Source organism: Sphingomonas asaccharolytica NBRC 15499, assembly GCF_001598355.1.
Taxonomy (GTDB): domain Bacteria; phylum Pseudomonadota; class Alphaproteobacteria; order Sphingomonadales; family Sphingomonadaceae; genus Sphingomonas; species Sphingomonas asaccharolytica.
In genome coordinates this window covers 20,794-37,394 of the sequence record NZ_BCYU01000046.1, presented here as the reverse complement: position 1 = coordinate 37,394, position 16,601 = coordinate 20,794, and the positions used below count along the sequence as shown (strand labels likewise).

General features: G+C 67.7%; 22 protein-coding genes. 17 read left to right on the top strand and 5 right to left on the bottom strand.

Annotated elements, in window-relative coordinates; all coding sequences use genetic code 11:
• The 14 genes from SAS01S_RS22830 to SAS01S_RS13290 form a co-directional block, all read left to right on the top strand.
• Positions 1-233: hypothetical protein (locus SAS01S_RS22830; protein WP_066809015.1), on the top strand; the 233-nt coding region annotated here is incomplete at its 5' end.
• Positions 230-880, top strand: a complete 651-nt coding sequence (locus SAS01S_RS13350; protein WP_066809013.1) for a FliH/SctL family protein — start codon at positions 230-232, stop codon at positions 878-880. The genes SAS01S_RS22830 and SAS01S_RS13350, both read left to right, overlap by 4 nt.
• A complete protein-coding gene (locus tag SAS01S_RS13345; protein ID WP_066809027.1) occupies positions 877-2,178 on the top strand; it encodes a FliI/YscN family ATPase in 1,302 nt (433 codons plus the stop codon). Before SAS01S_RS13350 ends, SAS01S_RS13345 begins: the two co-directional genes overlap by 4 nt.
• A gap of 23 nt (positions 2,179-2,201) precedes the next feature.
• Positions 2,202-2,624, top strand: a complete 423-nt coding sequence (locus SAS01S_RS13340; protein ID WP_066809011.1) for a hypothetical protein — start codon at positions 2,202-2,204, stop codon at positions 2,622-2,624.
• Positions 2,621-3,424: a hypothetical protein gene (locus SAS01S_RS13335; RefSeq protein ID WP_157082813.1), complete on the top strand. Its 804-nt coding sequence runs from the start codon at positions 2,621-2,623 to the stop codon at positions 3,422-3,424. The genes SAS01S_RS13340 and SAS01S_RS13335 overlap by 4 nt, the downstream gene beginning before the upstream one ends.
• A gap of 1 nt (position 3,425) precedes the next feature.
• Complete coding sequence (locus SAS01S_RS13330) at positions 3,426-3,866, top strand: flagellar hook assembly protein FlgD (protein ID WP_066809005.1); 441 nt, start codon at positions 3,426-3,428, stop codon at positions 3,864-3,866.
• A 1-nt stretch (position 3,867) separates the two neighbouring features.
• Positions 3,868-5,064 carry a flagellar hook-basal body complex protein gene (locus tag SAS01S_RS13325; protein ID WP_066809002.1) on the top strand — a complete coding sequence of 399 codons (1,197 nt, stop codon included), beginning with the start codon at positions 3,868-3,870 and terminating at the stop codon, positions 5,062-5,064.
• A gap of 14 nt (positions 5,065-5,078) precedes the next feature.
• A complete protein-coding gene (locus SAS01S_RS13320) occupies positions 5,079-5,834 on the top strand; it encodes a FliM/FliN family flagellar motor C-terminal domain-containing protein (protein ID WP_066809000.1) in 756 nt (251 codons plus the stop codon).
• Between the two features lie 25 nt (positions 5,835-5,859).
• Complete coding sequence (locus tag SAS01S_RS13315) at positions 5,860-6,144, top strand: FliM/FliN family flagellar motor switch protein (protein ID WP_084238978.1); 285 nt, start codon at positions 5,860-5,862, stop codon at positions 6,142-6,144.
• The gene (locus SAS01S_RS13310) at positions 6,141-6,482 is read left to right on the top strand and encodes a hypothetical protein (protein WP_066808998.1); all 342 of its coding nucleotides are present in this window, start codon (positions 6,141-6,143) and stop codon (positions 6,480-6,482) included. Before SAS01S_RS13315 ends, SAS01S_RS13310 begins: the two co-directional genes overlap by 4 nt.
• A complete protein-coding gene (gene fliP, locus SAS01S_RS13305) occupies positions 6,479-7,183 on the top strand; it encodes a flagellar type III secretion system pore protein FliP (protein ID WP_157082812.1) in 705 nt (234 codons plus the stop codon). The genes SAS01S_RS13310 and fliP overlap by 4 nt, the downstream gene beginning before the upstream one ends.
• Positions 7,180-7,914 (top strand): sigma-70 family RNA polymerase sigma factor, encoded by a 735-nt coding sequence (locus tag SAS01S_RS13300; protein ID WP_066808996.1) that lies wholly within the window; start codon positions 7,180-7,182, stop codon positions 7,912-7,914. Before fliP ends, SAS01S_RS13300 begins: the two co-directional genes overlap by 4 nt.
• 12 nt (positions 7,915-7,926) lie before the next feature.
• A complete protein-coding gene (locus SAS01S_RS13295; RefSeq protein ID WP_066808993.1) occupies positions 7,927-8,472 on the top strand; it encodes a tetratricopeptide repeat protein in 546 nt (181 codons plus the stop codon).
• Positions 8,473-8,477: 5 nt separating this feature from the next.
• Positions 8,478-8,813 (top strand): hypothetical protein, encoded by a 336-nt coding sequence (locus SAS01S_RS13290; RefSeq protein WP_066808990.1) that lies wholly within the window; start codon positions 8,478-8,480, stop codon positions 8,811-8,813.
• 106 nt (positions 8,814-8,919) lie between these two features.
• On the opposite strand, the gene SAS01S_RS13285 is transcribed toward SAS01S_RS13290, so the two are convergent.
• From SAS01S_RS13285 to fliQ, 5 genes are read right to left on the bottom strand one after another with little or no spacing between them, the layout of a single operon-like run.
• Positions 8,920-10,065, bottom strand: a complete 1,146-nt coding sequence (locus SAS01S_RS13285) for a tetratricopeptide repeat protein (RefSeq protein WP_169804958.1) — start codon at positions 10,063-10,065, stop codon at positions 8,920-8,922.
• Between the two features lie 4 nt (positions 10,066-10,069).
• Positions 10,070-12,091 (bottom strand): flagellar biosynthesis protein FlhA, encoded by a 2,022-nt coding sequence (locus SAS01S_RS13280; RefSeq protein ID WP_066808984.1) that lies wholly within the window; start codon positions 12,089-12,091, stop codon positions 10,070-10,072.
• Positions 12,084-13,148 (bottom strand): EscU/YscU/HrcU family type III secretion system export apparatus switch protein, encoded by a 1,065-nt coding sequence (locus SAS01S_RS13275; protein ID WP_066808982.1) that lies wholly within the window; start codon positions 13,146-13,148, stop codon positions 12,084-12,086. The genes SAS01S_RS13280 and SAS01S_RS13275 overlap by 8 nt, the downstream gene beginning before the upstream one ends.
• Before the next feature lies 1 nt (position 13,149).
• Positions 13,150-13,914, bottom strand: coding sequence for a flagellar biosynthetic protein FliR (locus tag SAS01S_RS13270; protein WP_066808979.1), 765 nt, complete (start codon positions 13,912-13,914; stop codon positions 13,150-13,152).
• 4 nt (positions 13,915-13,918) lie between these two features.
• On the bottom strand, positions 13,919-14,188 hold the full coding sequence (fliQ, locus tag SAS01S_RS13265) for a flagellar biosynthesis protein FliQ (RefSeq protein ID WP_066808976.1): 270 nt from the start codon (positions 14,186-14,188) through the stop codon (positions 13,919-13,921).
• A gap of 734 nt (positions 14,189-14,922) precedes the next feature.
• On the opposite strand from fliQ, the gene SAS01S_RS13260 reads away from it, so the two are divergent.
• The 3 genes from SAS01S_RS13260 to SAS01S_RS13250 are packed head-to-tail and all read left to right on the top strand — an operon-like array spanning position 14,923 to position 16,337.
• Positions 14,923-15,459 (top strand): helix-turn-helix domain-containing protein, encoded by a 537-nt coding sequence (locus tag SAS01S_RS13260; RefSeq protein ID WP_066808973.1) that lies wholly within the window; start codon positions 14,923-14,925, stop codon positions 15,457-15,459.
• 33 nt (positions 15,460-15,492) lie between these two features.
• Positions 15,493-15,837 (top strand): hypothetical protein, encoded by a 345-nt coding sequence (locus SAS01S_RS13255; RefSeq protein WP_066808970.1) that lies wholly within the window; start codon positions 15,493-15,495, stop codon positions 15,835-15,837.
• Between the two features lie 41 nt (positions 15,838-15,878).
• A complete protein-coding gene (locus tag SAS01S_RS13250; RefSeq protein WP_066808967.1) occupies positions 15,879-16,337 on the top strand; it encodes a hypothetical protein in 459 nt (152 codons plus the stop codon).
• Positions 16,338-16,601: the final 264 nt, after the last annotated feature.

The following is a 16,601-nucleotide window of genomic DNA, read 5'->3' as shown; positions in this document are numbered from 1 at the left end:
CGATGCGGGGCCAGCGGCCGGCGGCACCGCCGCGCCCGGCAGCGCCGGGTAGTCATTCGGAATGGTTCGAAACATTGATCGCTGCCGCGCGGAACGGCGAGGGCGGCATGACACCGGCCGCGCGCGCGGCGCTGCTCGATGGGCAAGGCGAGGAGCATGCAGCACCCCGCATTCCCGGACGGACCTTGCTTCAGGCAGCCGGTGGGCTGCTGGCGGCAGGAAAACCGCGATGAGCGGGCTGATCAAGGAGCCGCACGCGCTGGCAAGCGTCGGCGCGCTGCCTGCCGTATCGCGGCGCGACCCCGACGCGGTGGTCGAGACCCTGGCGCCCGATCCGCGCCTGGCAGAACTCGAGGCCGAGATCGTGCGGCTTGAGGCGGCGCTTGTTTTGCAAAAAAAGGAGGCGGCGCGGGCGATCGACGCCGCGCGCGAAGAAGGACGCGCCGCTGCCGTCGCCGCGGACGCCAGTCGCACCGCGCTCGTCGAGCGCGGTCTCGCCGAAGCGCGCGCGGTCTGGGACAAGCGGCTCGAGGACCTCGAGCTTCTCGCGGTCACGCTGGCCCGCGCGGCGCTTGGCAAGATGTTCGGGGAAAGCGCCGACCTCGGCGAGCTGGTCACGCGCACGGTCGCGCATCACGTTGCCGGCCTCGCCGCCGATTCCGTGGTTGGCGTGCGGGTCAGCGCGGCCGATTTTCCGGGCGACGCGCTCGATACCCTGAGCGCGCGGATCGACGTCGCGCGCACGCGTCTCGCGATCGACCCCGATTTGGATGCCGGGGGGTGCCGGATCGATCTCAAGCTCGGCGCCATCGACATCGAACCGGCACGACAATGGGCGATCCTCGACGGCGCGCTGGCGGCGATGGAGCGCAGGACATGAAGCCGCACCGTTTCCTCGATCGGCTAGCCGCGGTCGATACCGCGCCGCTCTACGGGCATCTCGACGAACTCGGTGCCGGCTTCGTTCGCGCGACGGGTCCCGCCGCGGCGCTCGGCGAGCTGTGCGACATCGCCGGCCCGGATGGCCGCGAGGCGATCGCCGAGGTGGTGGCGGTGAGCGAGCGTGGGATCACCCTGATCCCGCTCGAACAGCATAGCGGGCTCCGTCTCGGCGCGCGGGTGACCGCCGCGCCCGGCCGTTCCGGCATCGCGCGGGGCGACGGTTTTGCCGGTCGTGCCGTCGACGCGCTCGGCCGCCCGATCGACGGCAAAGGCAGGATCGATCGCACGACGCGCATCGAGGGAGCCGCGATCTCGGCGCTCGACCGGGTCAATCCGGCGGCGGTGCTGGCGACCGGCATCCGCGCGATCGACGGCCTCCTGACCCTGGGCGTCGGCCAGCGGGTCGGCATCTTCGCGGCGAGCGGGGTGGGCAAGACCAGCCTGGTCGAGCAGCTCGCCCGCCAGATCGATTGCGATCGCTGCATCCTATGCCTCGTCGGCGAGCGCGGGCGGGAAGTCTCCGACCTCTGGTCGCTCGCCGCCACGTCCGCCGCGCCCGATCGCTTCTCCCTGGTCGCGGCCACATCGGACCAAAGCCCGGTGATGCGCGCGCGCGCGGTCGAGCAGGCCTTGGCGCTGGCCGAATATTGGCGCGATCGCGGCGAGCATGTCGTGCTCATGATCGATTCGATCACGCGGCTGGCCATGGCGCTGCGGGAAATTGGCTTGGCCGCCGGCGCCCCGCCGACCGTGCGCGCCTATACGCCCAACGTGTTCGCGGTTCTGCCGCGCATCGTCGAGCGTTGCGGAGCGGTCAGGGGAGGGGGCGCGATCACCGCCATCATGACAGTGCTGAGCGAGACCGACGAGGTCGACGACCCGATCGTCGAGGTGATGAAGTCGCTGCTCGACGGCCATATCGTCTTGTCGCGCACCTTGGCTGAGCAGGGCCATTTTCCGGCGATAGACATCATCCGCAGCGTCAGCCGTCAGGCCTCACGGTTGATCGACCCCGATCACGCCGCCCAAGCGCGCGAGATTGCGTCGCTGCTCTCGACCTATGACGAGAATCGCGTGATGATCGAAAGCGGGGTCTATCGGGCACGGTCGAGCGACCGGATCGACCGGGCGATAGCCGCGCGCGAGCCGATCGCCGCCGTCCTGCGCCAACCCGCCGACGAGCGCTCGGACTTCGCCCAGACCGTGCGTGCGCTCAAAACGTCGTGGCCGTCATGACGCCGCGGCGTGCTCTCCATCGCATGCGCGAACTCGAACTGCTTCAGCGTGTCGAACGCGATGTCGCCGCGATCGATGTCGGTGAGGCCCAGGCGCGCGAAACGGCCGCGGTCGAGGCGGCCGAGCGCGACGCCGACCGTGTTCTCGCACTCGCCCGGACCTGGGACGCGGCGATCGGCTCGGATCGTTTCCTCCCCGAGATGGTATCGGCGATCGGGGCCGCGTTGCTCGACGCCGATACGACCGCCGAGCGAGCGGCGCTTGTGGCGCGGGACATGGCGTCGGTGCGCGAGGCGCACACCGATCATTGGCGTCGGCTCGATGCAACGATGCGCGCGACCGGCGACGTCGCACGCGGGCTCGCCCGCGACGCCGCGCGACTCGACGAGGAAGCGGCGCTGGCCGCGGTTGCCGAGCGGGCGACGTTCGATTGGCGGCGGCGATGACCGCGATCACGCCTGGCCCGGCCGCTCCCTTTGCCGGAACCGCGGCACAGCCCTCCGGGGTGTCGCGGCCCGCGTCCGGCGCGTCGTTCGCCGATACGTTGGTGACGTTGGTCGACCGCGCACTGGTCGAGCAATCGGGCCGGCCGCCGGCGCGCTTCGCCGCGGGCACGATGCGCGGCTCGGTCGAGCGGTTCAACGAGCGCGGGTTCTTCGAGGACCGCGCGGCGACCGCGCGGCACGATCCGGCCCTCGCGTCCGAGTCCGATCAGCCTGGCGTGCCACAGCCGTCGGTGCCGCCGCCTGGCGCGCTGCCCGTGCTCGCTTCCGACCCGTCGCGCGCCCCTGAGCCGCCGTCCGGAACGCAGCCGGGTTCGGGAGCGCCGTCCGGGCTGGCTTCCGACCCGGTGCTGGGCGGACAGCTGGCGATCGGCGGATCGCCGGCTGTCTCACCGCTGCGGCCCGGTGCAGCAGCCGGCGGCGCGCCGGGCCTGGCATCATCGCCATCGCCGGTCCCGCGCCTGAGCGCGGCCGGAGCGCCGGCCGAAGACGCAGCGTCGCCCGGCGGCGCGCCGCGCATCGCGGTTCGCGACCAGGCGCTCGCCGCGTCGCGCGTCAAGGTGTCGATCGACCATGGCGAGGCGGGCGTGGCGGTGACGGTCGTCGCCGATGGCGAGCCCGAGGGCGATGCCGGTTCGATGCACGAGGCGGTTGCCCAATTGCTCGCGCGTCATGGTCTCGTGCTCAGCGAATTGCGCGTCAGCCGCAGCCCCGGCTTTGCCGGGCAAGACAGGAAGGATTGAGATGCAGGCGATTTCCCCGACCCAGCCGGTATCGGCCGCGAGCAGCGGCTCCGGGACCCAGGATGCGGCGACCAGCGCGTTCGGGCTGAGCTTCGAATCCCTGCTCAAGATCATCCTGACCCAGCTGACCTATCAGGATCCGCTCAAGCCGGTCGACAATTTCGAGTTCGTCTCGCAACTCGCGCAATTCTCGCAGATCCAGCTCGGCCAGACGACCAACGACAAGCTCGGCACCTTGGTCTCGGCGCAAGGGACTGCCCAGGCGGCGTCGCTGCTCGGCCGCACCGTCGATATCCCGTCGGGCTCGACCGTCATCTCCGGCAAGGTCACCGCGATCACCTTCGCCAATGGCGACCCGCAACTCACCATCACCACTGGCGACCAGCAGACCATTTCCGGCCTGTCGCTCGCCAACGTCTCCCAGATTCGCCAGGGGAACTGACATGTTCGGATCGATCTATATCGGCTTGAGCGGGCTTGCCGCCTATTCGCGCGGGCTGCAGCAGATCAGCAACAACGTCGCCAACCTCAACTCGCAAGGGTTCAAGGGGTCGACCGTCAGTTTCGAGAACATCCTCGGCGCCAACAGCCGGTCGAATAACGGCTATGGCAGCACGACCGGAAATGGCGTCCAGAACGCGCCCGGGCGGCTCGACTTCGCGGCCGGCGAATTGCGCCAGACCGATCGCGACCTCGATCTCGCGATCCAGGGTGGGGGGTTGCTGATGCTGATGCGCGGCGACGACGTGATGTACACGCGCACCGGCAGTTTCGACATCGACAAGAACGGGTTCATCGTCCTGTCCGGCACCGACTGGCGGCTGGCGACGCTCGACGCGTCGGGACAACCGCAGTCGCTGTCGGTCGATGTCTCGCGAACCAACCCCCCCAAGCCGACCACCAAGGTCACGTTCACCGACTTCATCTCGTCGAGCGACCCGACCGCGACGGTCGGCAATATCACGGTGTTCGACAAGACCGGCGGCAAGCACGTCTGGACAGTGACCGCGACCAAGGACACGTCGCCCGGAGCGGTGAGCGGGACCTACAATGTCACGGTCAGCGACATCAATGGCGTGCTCAAGACCGGAACCGACGCGACCGCGACCACGCAGACCAAGCAACTGAAGTTCATCGGCACCGTCGCCGATCCGTCCAACAGCAAGCTCGATTTCACCGATCCGGGATCGGGCACAGTGATCACGCTCGATTTCTCGGCGGTGCAGACTTTCTCCGGCACGTCGACGATCCGCGCCGGCACGGCCGACGGCTATGGTGTCGGCACGTTCGCCACGCTTGGCGTCAACGATACCGGCCAGCTCGAGATCGGCTATTCGAACGAGCAGAAGCAGCAGCTGGGCTCGGTCGCAATTGTCGATTTTCGCGACACCACGGATCTGACGCAGGAATCGAGCGGGCTGTTCAGCGCGCGCGATACCGCGATGCGCGATATCCTGCCGAGCGGCGACGTGCGCGTCGGCAAGGTGCAGTCGCGCCGGCTCGAGGCGTCGAACGTCGACCTGACGCTCGAATTCTCCGACCTCATCCTGGTCCAACGCGGCTTTCAGGCATCGTCGCAGATCATCAGCGCGACCAATGACATGATCCAGCAATTGTTCGGCATCCGCGGGCAGGGCTGATCGGCGGCATTGGCATGACGCACGTTCGATCCTGGCTGCCGCCCGAAGCGGTCCAGCGCGCGGTGCGCGAGGTCCCGCTGCGCCCTTGCGTGCGTGAATGGAGCGCGGCGTGGTTCGCCGCGCGATCGGTCGACCTCGCCGGTGATGCCGCGGTCGGCGCCAACCCCGCGGCGGCGCGTGGCACCTGCTGGCAACTGGCTGATGGTGTCGTGCTGTCGCTCGCCGAGGATGCCGACGCGCGGATTGCGGCGATGATGTACGGCGGGCCGGACGATGGGGCATCGCCGACGCCGGCCGATCGCGCTGCGCTCGATGCCGCGGCAGCGGCCTGCGTTGCCGATTTCCGCAGCCGCCTCGCCGCCACCCTGGGGCTGGGTGGCGCGGCCTGGCGCCCGGGGACGGTCGAGTCCGGCAGGGGACCGTGGTGGACGTGGCGCGTGGCGGACGGCGGCCGCGCCGATCTGCTTCAGATCGCGCTCAGCGAAGAGCTGATCGTCCGGCGCGCGCGGGCGGCCTTGCCGCCGTTCGTGACGGGCAAGACCGTAGCGCCGCTCGCCATCGCGCTTGCCGGCCAGCAAGTGACGGTCTCCGCTTTGGTCGGCCGCAGCCGGCTGACGACCGCCGAGCTTGCCGGCCTTGCCGTCGGCGATGTCCTGGTGCTCGATCGCGACCTGACCACCGCGGTCGATGTCGCGATCGGCCACCGCCCCAAGCCGTTGCGCTGCACCGTCGATCGCCAGGATGACCGGCTGCAGCTGACCATCGTTTGACTGTCTCTCCAACGAGTACCCCCTTGTGAACCAGCCCTCTCCCAAGAAAACAGATACCGCGACGCCCTCCGGCCGGACGCTCGCCGCGCGCATGATCGACGACGTCGAGGTCGAGATCGAGGCCTTTGTCGGCGGCACGCGGATGACCGTCGCCGAGCTCGGTGCGCTCAAGCCGCAGTCGGTGGTGACGCTCGACGCGCCGCTCAATCAGGCCGTCGAGCTGCGTCTCAACGGCGTGGTGATCGGCCAGGGTGAACTGGTCGCGGTCGGAGACAAGTTCGGTGTGCGGCTGAGCGAGGTCGCCGAATGATCCTGCTCGCCGATCAGGCGGTCGGCCGCCTGGGCGGCGGCGGGGTGGACGTGCCGGTCGGCCGCATCATCATCGCCTTCCTGATCTGCATCGCGATCGCGGTGCTCGCGATACTCCTGATCCGCCAGCGGATGGGCAAGGGCGACTTGGCCGGGTGGCTGCGCCAGGTCGGCCCGCGCACCGGCGTAATCGAGGTCGTCGAGGTGCGCCGGCTCAGCATGCATGCCGATATCGGTGTCGTGCGCCACGACGGACGCGAATTCCTGCTCCTGATCCAGGTCGGATCGAGCCAGGTGCTGCGCGAGCGGGCGCTGGCGGACGGCGGAGAGGCTGCGTGAAAAGGTGGTTGCTGGCGCTCGCCGGCGGCGCGCTGTTCGCAGCGGTGCCGGCCGCCGCGGCGCCTCAGGCCGGGCTCTCGGCCGATGTCGTGCGCACCACCTTGCTGTTGACGATGCTGGCGATCCTGCCGGCCATCCTCATCAGCATGACGAGCTTCGTCCGTATCATCATCACCCTGTCGATGGTCCGGCACGCGTTCGGCATGCCGGAGACGCCGCCCAATCCGGTGCTGATCAGCCTGGCGCTGTTCCTGACCGCATTCTCCATGGGACCGACGCTGATGACGCTGAACAGTCAGGCGGTCCAGCCGTTCCTTGGCGGCCAGATCAGCGCCGAAGAGGCAATGACCCGCGGAAGCGCTCCGCTCAAGACATTCATGCTCGCCCAGACGCGCGATTCCGACATCGAGGCGATCTATGCGATCGCGCATACGCCGGTTCCGGCGCGCCCCGACCAGGTTGAGATCCTCAAGCTCGCGCCCGCCTTCATCATGAACGAGCTGCGGGTCTCGTTCACGATCGGGTTCGTTATCCTGCTGCCGTTCCTGCTGATCGATCTCGTCGTGTCGTCGATCCTCCTGTCGCTCGGCATGATGATGGTGCCGCCGGCCACGATATCGCTGCCGATCAAGCTGTTGATGTTCGTATTGATCGACGGCTGGAGCCTCGTCATCCAGGGCGTGCTGGGCAGCTTTCGATGAAGTCGACGCGCGAGACCGGCCTCGACATCGTGACCGATCCGGTGCGCGCCGAAGCGTCGCTGTGGCGGCGCGCGCGGTTCGAGGATGACAGCCGCTCGCGCGAAACCTTGTTCAATCGCTATATCGTACTGGCCCGCTCCGTCGCGGCGCGCCATTTCGGCTGGCGCCGGCGCGTGGTCGATCGCGGCGATCTCGAGCAATTCGCCTATGAGGGCCTGTTGCAGGCGCTCGACCGCTACGACCCGCTTCTCGGCGTGCCGTTCGGCGCCTATGCCCGGCCGCGGATCGCCGGCAGCGTCGCCGACGGCATGAAGCGGATGAGCGATTTCGACGCGCAATTGAGCCAGCGCCAGCGGTTGCGGCAGGAGCGCATGCGGTCGCTCGGCCCGATCGAGGCCGCGCCCGCCGACCCCCTCGCCACACTCGCGGACCTCGCCGTGGATCTCGCGCTCGGGCTGATGCTCGAGGGAACCGGGATGGTCGAGCAGGAGGACGGTGTCGATCGCCGGCCGACGCCGTATGAAGGGCTCGCCTGGCGCCAGACTCAGGCGGCGATCGCCGCCGAACTCGAACGATTGCCCGCCAATGAAGGCGCGGTTATCCGCCAGCATTATCACACCGGACTGACCTTCGCGCATATCGCCGATCTGTTGCGGCTGACGCGCGGCCGGGTATCGCAACTCCACAAGAGCGCCATCGAACGGCTTCGGCGGCGGCTCAAGCATCACTAGGGACAATTCGACATGACGCTTTGCGATGATATCCGCCTCCAGGAGTTGACCACCGCGATCGCCGCAAACAATGGCGACGAGATTGCGCACGTCGATCGGGCGCTGGCGGATTTTCCGGACGATCCGCGCCTCCATTTCCTGCGCGGTTCGCTCCTCGCCGGCATCGGCCGGCCAATCGAGGCGCTGTCCGCGCTCAAGGCGGCGGTGGCGCTTGCGCCCGATTTCGCGATCGCGCGCTTCCAGCTCGGTTTCTTCCAGCTGACCTCCGGCGAAGCGGGCGACGCGCTGTCGACCTGGGGGCCGCTCGCGCTGCTGCCCGACGGGCATTATCTGCGCATCTTCGTCGCTGGCCTGACCTATCTCATCCGCGACGAATTCGCAGCCGCGATCGAGCAATTGCGGCTCGGCATCGCGACCAACGAGGAGAACCTGCCGCTCAATGGCGACATGCAGCTGATGATCGATCGCATCAGCGAGCTTACTGTCGGCGATGCCGCGGACGAGACCATGTCGGCGACCAGCTTGCTGCTCGGCCAGTTTTCCGGCCGGCCCCACTAGGTCAGATGACCCAGATCAGCGCAACCGACCAGATTCTGCTGCTGCTGCGCGAGCAATTGCAGCGCAGCGAGCGGGGCCGTGTGCGGGGCGCGGATCGCGAGCAGCGCAAGTCGGCGACCGCGCAGCAGAGGATCGAGGCACTGGCCGCGATCCGCGATCTTCCCGAACGCGATTTCCGCCGGGCGCTGGTGCGCGGCCTGCTCGGCGAGCGGCTAGGCGAGGAACTGGTCGCCGAGCCGGCGTTCGAGGCGGTGACCGGCGAGGTCCTGCGGCTGATCGAGGCGTCGCCCGAAGCGCAGAAACTGCTCGACCGCGTCGCGCGCGACTTCCGGGCGACCTGACGGTCGAACCGGTCCCTGGCGCGATTGCGTCTGGTTCGGCTCCCACCCGCTGCGATCGATGCGACGGATCGGTCGCTGGGCCGGATCCGCCCGTCGGGCGTGGCGTTTAGTGGACCGATCCGCCGCCCGCGCCCATCCGTGCCAGCGCTTGCGCCAGCGTACGGCCGGTGCCGTCGAGCGGCGCATGCAACGCGCGTTCGATGATCGCCCGGCTCCGGTCGGCATCGCCGCTCCCCGCGCTCAGCATCGCCTGGGCGAGGGCTGCGGCGTAGCTTTGCCGGTCGAGCCGTGCGGCGATCGTCGCGCGTTCGCGCGCGGCGTCGATGTTACCCGCCAAGACGTCGAGCACGGCGAGCGAGCCATGGGTTTCGGCGAAGGTCGGGTCGAGCGCGAGGGCATGTTCGAACCGCGCGCGGCTGGTGGCGATGTCGCCGTTGACGAAATGGGCCCAGCCGGCGGCGATCCACGAGCCGAGATGGCTGCCGAACAATTCCGCGCCGCGGTCGATGTCTGCGGGTGCCTGGTCGGCCTGGCCGGTCAGCAGTTCGGCGAGCCCGCGGCCGACCCAAGCGCGGGGCGCCTTGGGATTGCGCGCCAGCGCTTCGTCGAACAAGGCTTTCGCCTGGCTCGCATCTTTGCTGTCGAGCGCCAGCGTGCCGAGCGTCGTCAGCGCATCGGCATGCCCTGGCGCTTTCGCCGCGCAGGCGGCGGCGAATTCGGGCTCGTTCATGTCGAGCGCCAGCACCGACATCGCCGCGCCGAGCGCCGGGTCCTCGGGATGGAGGTCGAGATAGTGTTTGCCGCGTTGATACGCTTCCTCGAACTCGCCCGCCGCGTGGCGCAGCCGGACATCGAGCGCGGCGGCCTGCGATAGCGCTTCGCAGGTGGCGTCGTCGAGGATGGCAAGCGCGCCCTCGGTATCGCCGGACACTGCCTGCGACCAGGCGAGATTGAACCGGATCACCGGATTGTCGATGCCATCGTCGAGCAGCGCCGCGAACGTCGCGATCGCATCGGCGAATCGTTCGCTATGCATTGCCGCGAGCCCCGCGAGACTGCGTTGGCGAGGGCCCGGCGCGGATCGAGCGGCTGCGCGGTCGAGCAGGCCGAACGCCGCGTCGGCGCGGCCCGCCGCGATCGCCGCCTCGGCGGCGTCGGCCAGCAAGGCCTGGTTGTCCGGGTCGTGCTCGAGATAGCCGAGCAGGCGTTGATAGCTCGCCTCGCTCGCGGCTCGACCGGTCTCCTCGCCCATCATTTCATCCTTCCAGCTTGACGACATCGAACGACTTCAGATTGATCCGCATCGGTATCTCGTTGACCGAAACCACCGCGAGGCGCGGAATGCTGCGTCTGGTGAACGCCTTGAGGTGGCGGCGCAACTCGGCGCCGCACAACAGGACGGGCGCCCGCCCGTCGCGGTGCATCGCCTCGGCCAGCGCCGACAGGCGGCGGATCAGGCGATCGGCGAGGCCGGGTTCGATCGGCAGGCCGCCTTGTTGCGCCGCGCCCAGCCCCGAGGCGATCTGGTTTTCGATCCTGGGATCAAGGCTCAGCACGGCAAGATCGGGATGGTCGCCGCGCAACTGGTTGCAGATCGCGTAGCTCAGCCGCTGGCGCAATTGCTCGGTCAGTTCGGCCGGGTCGCGCTGGGTGCGGGCGAGGTCGGCGAGATGCTCGAGGATCAGGTCGAAATTGGTGACCGACACGCCTTCGGCGAGCAGGTTCTGGAGCACGCGCTGGATATCGGGAACGCCGAGGATTGTCGGAATGAGTTCCTCGATCAGTCCGGGCTGGCGGGTCCGGGCGTCCTCGATCAGCCGCGTCACGACGGGGCGGGTGAGCAGGGTCGCGACCTCGCCCGAGACGACCTCGCTGAACTGGGTCATCAGCACGGTGATCGGATCGATGACGGTGAGCCCGGCGGCGCGCGCGGCCTCCTCGCCGTCGGCGTCGACCCAGACCGCCGGCAATCCGAAACTGGGGTCGGTGGTCGCGATTCCCTCGATCGCCGGCGCGGCGCCCGCCGCGCCGATCACCAGCGCGCGGTCGGGTCGTGCTTCGCCCAGCGCGAAGCGCGACCCGAACAGCCGGATCTCATATTCGGTGTCGCCGAGCCCCGACCCGTCGAGGATACGGACCGGCGGGAATGCGATGCCGAGCTTCTGTTCCTGCACCTGGCGCAGCCCTTCGACGCGGTCGAGGATGATCGCCTGCTGCGCCTTCCACGCCTCCGCCAGCGCGGCGCCCAACCGGATCTCGATCGAGGCCTGGCCGGCGCTCGCGGCCTGCGACGCCGCCACCTCGTTGGCGATGACGGTGTCCTTGGCGGCGGTGGTGCTGCGGATACGCCGCCAGGCGAGGACCGCCAGGCCGAGGATCACCAGGATCGGCCATTTCGGCATGCCCGGCAACAGCAGCAGCATCATCAGGACCAGGGTGACGATGAGCGGGATGCGCGGAATCGAGGCAAGCTGGCTGAATACCTCGGTCGACAATTCGCGATCGGACGCCGATCGTGTGACGATGATGCCGGTGGCGACCGAGATGATCAGCGCGGGCAGCTGCGCGGCGATGCCGTCGCCGATCGTCAGCAAGGTGAAATGCTGCAGCGCCTCGTTCCACTCCATGCCGAGCTGGAGCACCCCGACGATCCAGCCGGCGATGATGTCGATCAAGAGGATGATGATCCCGGCGATCGCGTCGCCCTTCACGAACTTGGACGCGCCGTCCATCGCACCGTAGAAGCTCGCCTCGCGCTCGATCCCCTTGCGGCGGCGCCCGGCCTCGACCTGGTCGATCAGGCCCATGTTGAGATCGGCGTCGATGCTCATCTGCGCGCCCGGCATCGAATCGAGGGTGAAGCGCGCGGCCACTTCGGACACGCGCTGCGCACCCGAGGTGACGACGATATATTGGACCACGACGAGGATCGCGAAGACCACCAGCCCGACGACGAAATTGCCCTGGACGGCGAAGGTGCCGATCGAGCCGATCACCTGGCCGGCGCTGGCACCGGTCAGGATCAGCCGGGTCGCCGCCACGTTGAGCGCGAGGCGGTAGAGCGTGGCCACCAGCAGCAGCGAGGGGAAGGTCGAGAATTCGACCGGTTTCGCGACATAGAAGGTCAGCAGCAGGATCGTCAGCGCCAGCCCGAAATTGGCGATGATCGACAGGTCGAGCACAGCCGCCGGGATCGGCGCGAACAGGATGACGAGGATCAGGAAGATCGCGGCAACCAGCAGAAGATCGCGGTTGTTGCGCAGCAGGCGGTCAAGCACGCGCGGTTGCTCCCAGCTTGAAATAGAGTTCGGCGACGGCATGGTAGTGACGCGGGGCGATCTCGCTTCCCATCTCGCTGTCGCGGAACAATGCGCGGGCCAGCCCGCGCGATTCGATGATCGGAATGCCGAGGCGGGCGGCGGCGGCCTTGAGCTGCAAGGCGTGACGATCCGCGCCCTTGGCCCGGACGACCGGTGCCGCGCCGGCCCCGGCACGATAGGCGAGCGCGACCGCGACGTGGCGCGGATTGACGATCAGCAAGTCCGAGCCCGGCAGATTGGCGAGCCCCTGGCTTTGCTGCGCGAACGATTTGTGCAGTTGCTTGCGCTTGCTCTTGAGCCGCGGATCGCCTTCGCGCTCCTTATGCTCGCGCGTCACCTCGCGCCTGCTCATCCGCATCTGCTTCGCGAAGTCGCCGCGGGCGAGGAGCTGGTCGATCACGGCGAGGCCGGCCGCGGCCAGGATGAAGAGCAGGAGCAGCTTCATGCCGGCATGATCGAGCGCCTCGGCGAGCTTGGCCGCATCGGTGATGCGCCCGCTTGCACCGGCCAGCGCCGAGCGAATGGCGAGCACGGTGATCACTGTGTAGATCGCCAGTTTGAGGATGCTCTTGAACGCCTGTTTGAGCATCTGGAACGAGAACAGGCGTTTCAGGCCCTTGGCGGGATTGATCCGCGAGAAATCAGGCTTGAGTGGTGTCGCGCTGAACACCAGTCCGCGCAGCTGCACGATCTCGACCAGAAGCGTGACCGAGATCACCGTCGCGCCGAGCAGAACGACAGGCTTGAGCACGGGCCATAAAGAGCCCGCGGCGAGCGCGACCGACGCATGGGGATCGCCTGCCGCGCTGATCCCGCCAACCAGCGCCCGGCGCATTTCGACACCGAGGACCGAGGCCAGCTTGGCACCGGCGACGATGACGAACGCGGCAAGCCCGATCAGACCGGCGACGAACCCGAGGTCGAGCCCGCGCGCGACCATGCCCTTTTCGCGGGCGCGCTTGAGCTTGAACGGCGTTGCCTGCTCGGTGCGGTTGGTTTCCTGTCCCTCGGCCATGTCAGCGCGCCGCCACCAATTGCGGCGCCGCCTCCAGCGCTGTCCGAAGCAGGCGAAGGAGGAGGGCGCCCGACAAGGCGACCGACGCCGGCAGCAAGGCCAGCGTCATCAATGCCTTCACCTGGAACCCGAGCAGCATCACGTTCATCTGGGGCAGCGTGCGCGACATGAAGGCGATGGCGAGGTCGGCGAGGAACAAGCCCAGCATGATCGCGCCGCCAAGCCCGCAGGCGATGACAAACGCGCTCGACAGATAGGTGAGGAGCGCGCCAAGGTCGCCGGATAGCGCGCCGGTGCCGAGCGGCACGGCCTGTACCGACGCGGTCCAGATCGCGAGCAGATTGGCGGGACCGTCGCTGGTGAAGAAGATGGCGGCTGCCGCATAGGCGAAGAGCGTGCCGACCAGCGGCATCTGGCTCTTGGTCGTGGGGTCGACCAGCACGGCGAGGCCGAACCCGGCCTGGATGTCGAGCGCGCGCCCGACCGTGAGCAAGGCGGCGAACGCGAATTGCAGCGAGAGCGAGAGACCGATGCCGAGCACGAGCTCGTTCGCGGCCGCGAGCGCCAGCCCATGTGCGGCAAAGCCGCTCTGCCAGGTCTGGGCGGGATTGGCGGTGACCAGCCAGGCGGCAAGCGAGATGCTCAGCAGCACACGCACGATCGCCGGCACGCGCAGCAAGGTGAACGGCGCGGTGAACGCGAACGCCGGCACCACGCGCAGGGTCAATAAAAGGATAGCGACAGCCTCGTCGCTCAGCGCAGGCATTGGATTAGTGCGCGAGGGTGGGGATCAGCTGGTAGAGCGACGTCGCGAATTGCGTGACACGGCCTAGCATCCATGGCCCGATCGCGATCAGCATGACCGCCGAAACCAGGATCTTGGGGACGTAGCTGAGCGTAATCTCCTGGACCTGCGTCGTCACCTGGAAGATGCTGATGACCAGTCCCACGAGCAGGGTCGCGAGCAATACCGGCCCGGCCACCATCAGGCTGTTCCACAACATGTCGTTGAGCAGGCTGAGCGCCCGATCACCCCCCATAAACAGACTCCCCGCACGGCAGCCCAACCCCCGGACTGTCCCGATTCGGGACGCTAGCATGCCGCTCCGATCAGCGCGAGCAAGTGATGGAAAAAAGATGCATTCCCCATCGCCTAGGCACCGACGGACACAATTTTTCCTATCCCGACCGCGCCGCCAATATCCGCCAGACGTGCCATCTCGATTGTCATTGGGACGGCGCGGGTCGCAACTCCCCGCGATGCCGGCACTGGTGAAGTGTTCCGGATCAGCTGATGCATAGCGCTGGACGGGCTAGGCAGCGCAGGGATCCGGTGCGAAGCGAGGCGGGAGCGGGGGATTGCCCCCGCCTCTGCCCAAGGCGGTTATCAGGAGCGCCGACGCGCCGCTACCCATTTTGGTCGATTCGGACGCGATTCATCGCGGTCCCCAAGCTCGAGCGTGACGACATAAATCGCCGTGCTAACGCCCCCAGCCCACGCCCTTCGTCTTTCGCGCCCGCAGCCTTGCCTCGGGGCGTCCAGTCCCCCGACCGCTGCTGATGGCAACGAGATTGACGACGCGCATCGATCGGGCAGCCGGAGCGATCAGCCAGCTGCTTCGCGCAGGATTGTGCTCATTAGGGGCCCGATCGCGATCCGCGACGGCCCGGCTGGCGCCATTTGCGCGTGCTTGCCGTCATATCCGGCGCGTTTATGCGTTGAATTATCTGATCTTTGTTTCCTTTCGGACACGGCACGCCGTAAGCGCTTCTCATGGCGGGTAAGGGCGTCGAATCGCTGAGCGGCAAGCAGTTGCAATGCCTCGAGCTGGTCGGTGAAGGCTATACCTCGGCCGAGATCGAAGGGCTGCTCGGCATCTCTGCGAACACGGTCAACACCCATATTTCGCTGGCGGTGAGGAAGCTCGGCGCGCCCAACCGCATGCACGCGGCGAGAATGCTGCGCGAGCATCGTTCGGCGGGTGAGGGTGCGCAGGACCCTCCCGAAAATATGACTAGCCAGATTCTGCGACTGTCGCCCGGCCAGTCGATTGCGCCAGACCTGTCCCGGCAAGGAGCGCCGAGTGACGACGATGCGGGGCTGATGATATTGTCCCCGATCACGCCGCCAGCCGTTCCGTCGGTCAACAGGAGCGCAAGCGATGACGTGATTTCCACCTTCAAGACCGCGGCCCTGATCATCGCCACCGCCGCGGGCCTGGCCGTCATCCTGGCCAATTACCGATCGGTCATCGGCGCCGCCGAGGACATCTACAACGCGATGCCGCCCACTTCCATCACCGCACATTAGCCTGGCAGCCTCGCCGCCGGGCGAGGAGGTCGAATGACGTTCAATCGCACTATCGTTACAGCGCGCCGCGCCTTGACCGACACGCTGGCGAAGGAATTTCTGCCGCTCGAACAAAGTGCCGATGCCACCGCGGTCAAAGGTTTTCGCTTCCTTGCCTTGACGCTAGAGCAGCGCGCCGAGTCGGCCCTGCCCGTGACCGCTGGCGAAACGGCGATCGATCTCCTCTACGATGCATGCAGGCAGGCGTATGAAGTCCAGGCCCGCTTGCGCCAGGCGCATGCGATGTGGCCGACGACCGCCAAGGAGGTGGGATTCATCGCCCCTGAATGCGATCCTAAAGGGTCAGGGGAGGCCACGCCGATGAAAATTGTGGCCTGAATTCAGTTGACTGTCGTGGCAGCACGTGGCCCAGCGGGGTCATGCCCGCCTGGACGATCTGGTATGTCGAGGCCTTTCCCCCGCTGGTCGCGCTCAGCCTGGTGGCGGCATGGCGATGGGGCGCGACCACCGAGTTGCTGGTCGCGTTCCTCTATCTCGCGGCCACCGATTTGCAGAAGATCTTTACGGGGGTCGCGGGCATCAGGTTCGTGCATTTCGAGCCCGCCGTTGCAACGATCGACATCGCGCTGTTGTTCGGTTTGTCGGTCCTGGCGCACCGCCGGCCAAGCGTCTGGATCATCGGTTCGGCCGCGCTGCAATTGATCGGCTGCCTGGCCCATGTCGCCAAGGCGGTCCAGCCAGCAATGCCGGCCTTGGTCTATGAGATCCTGATGGGCAGTACAGGGTATCCGCTGCTGTTGCTTCTCTGGATCGGGATCGCCGGCAGCAAGCGAAGGGCGGCAAGAGAAGCGCGAAACGGCCTGAGGCCAGGTGGTTAGACGGCATTAGCGGACCTCGGCCCGCTCGAACGTCGGTCATCGGCAGCCGGGAACGACCGTTCGGCATTGCCGCGCAGCGCAACGGGCGCGTGTGTCCGCATCGAAACAGGCCGGGTGGCTGAGGCGTATGTCCAGGCCCCGCGGGGCTAAAGGCCTCGGTACATGCTCAAGCATGATCTCGACACCCGGCTGTCGCGCGCTGTCCCCGGGTTTGGTTGTGGCCAGACTGCAAATTGACCCGTGCGCTGTGAACACGGCGCACAG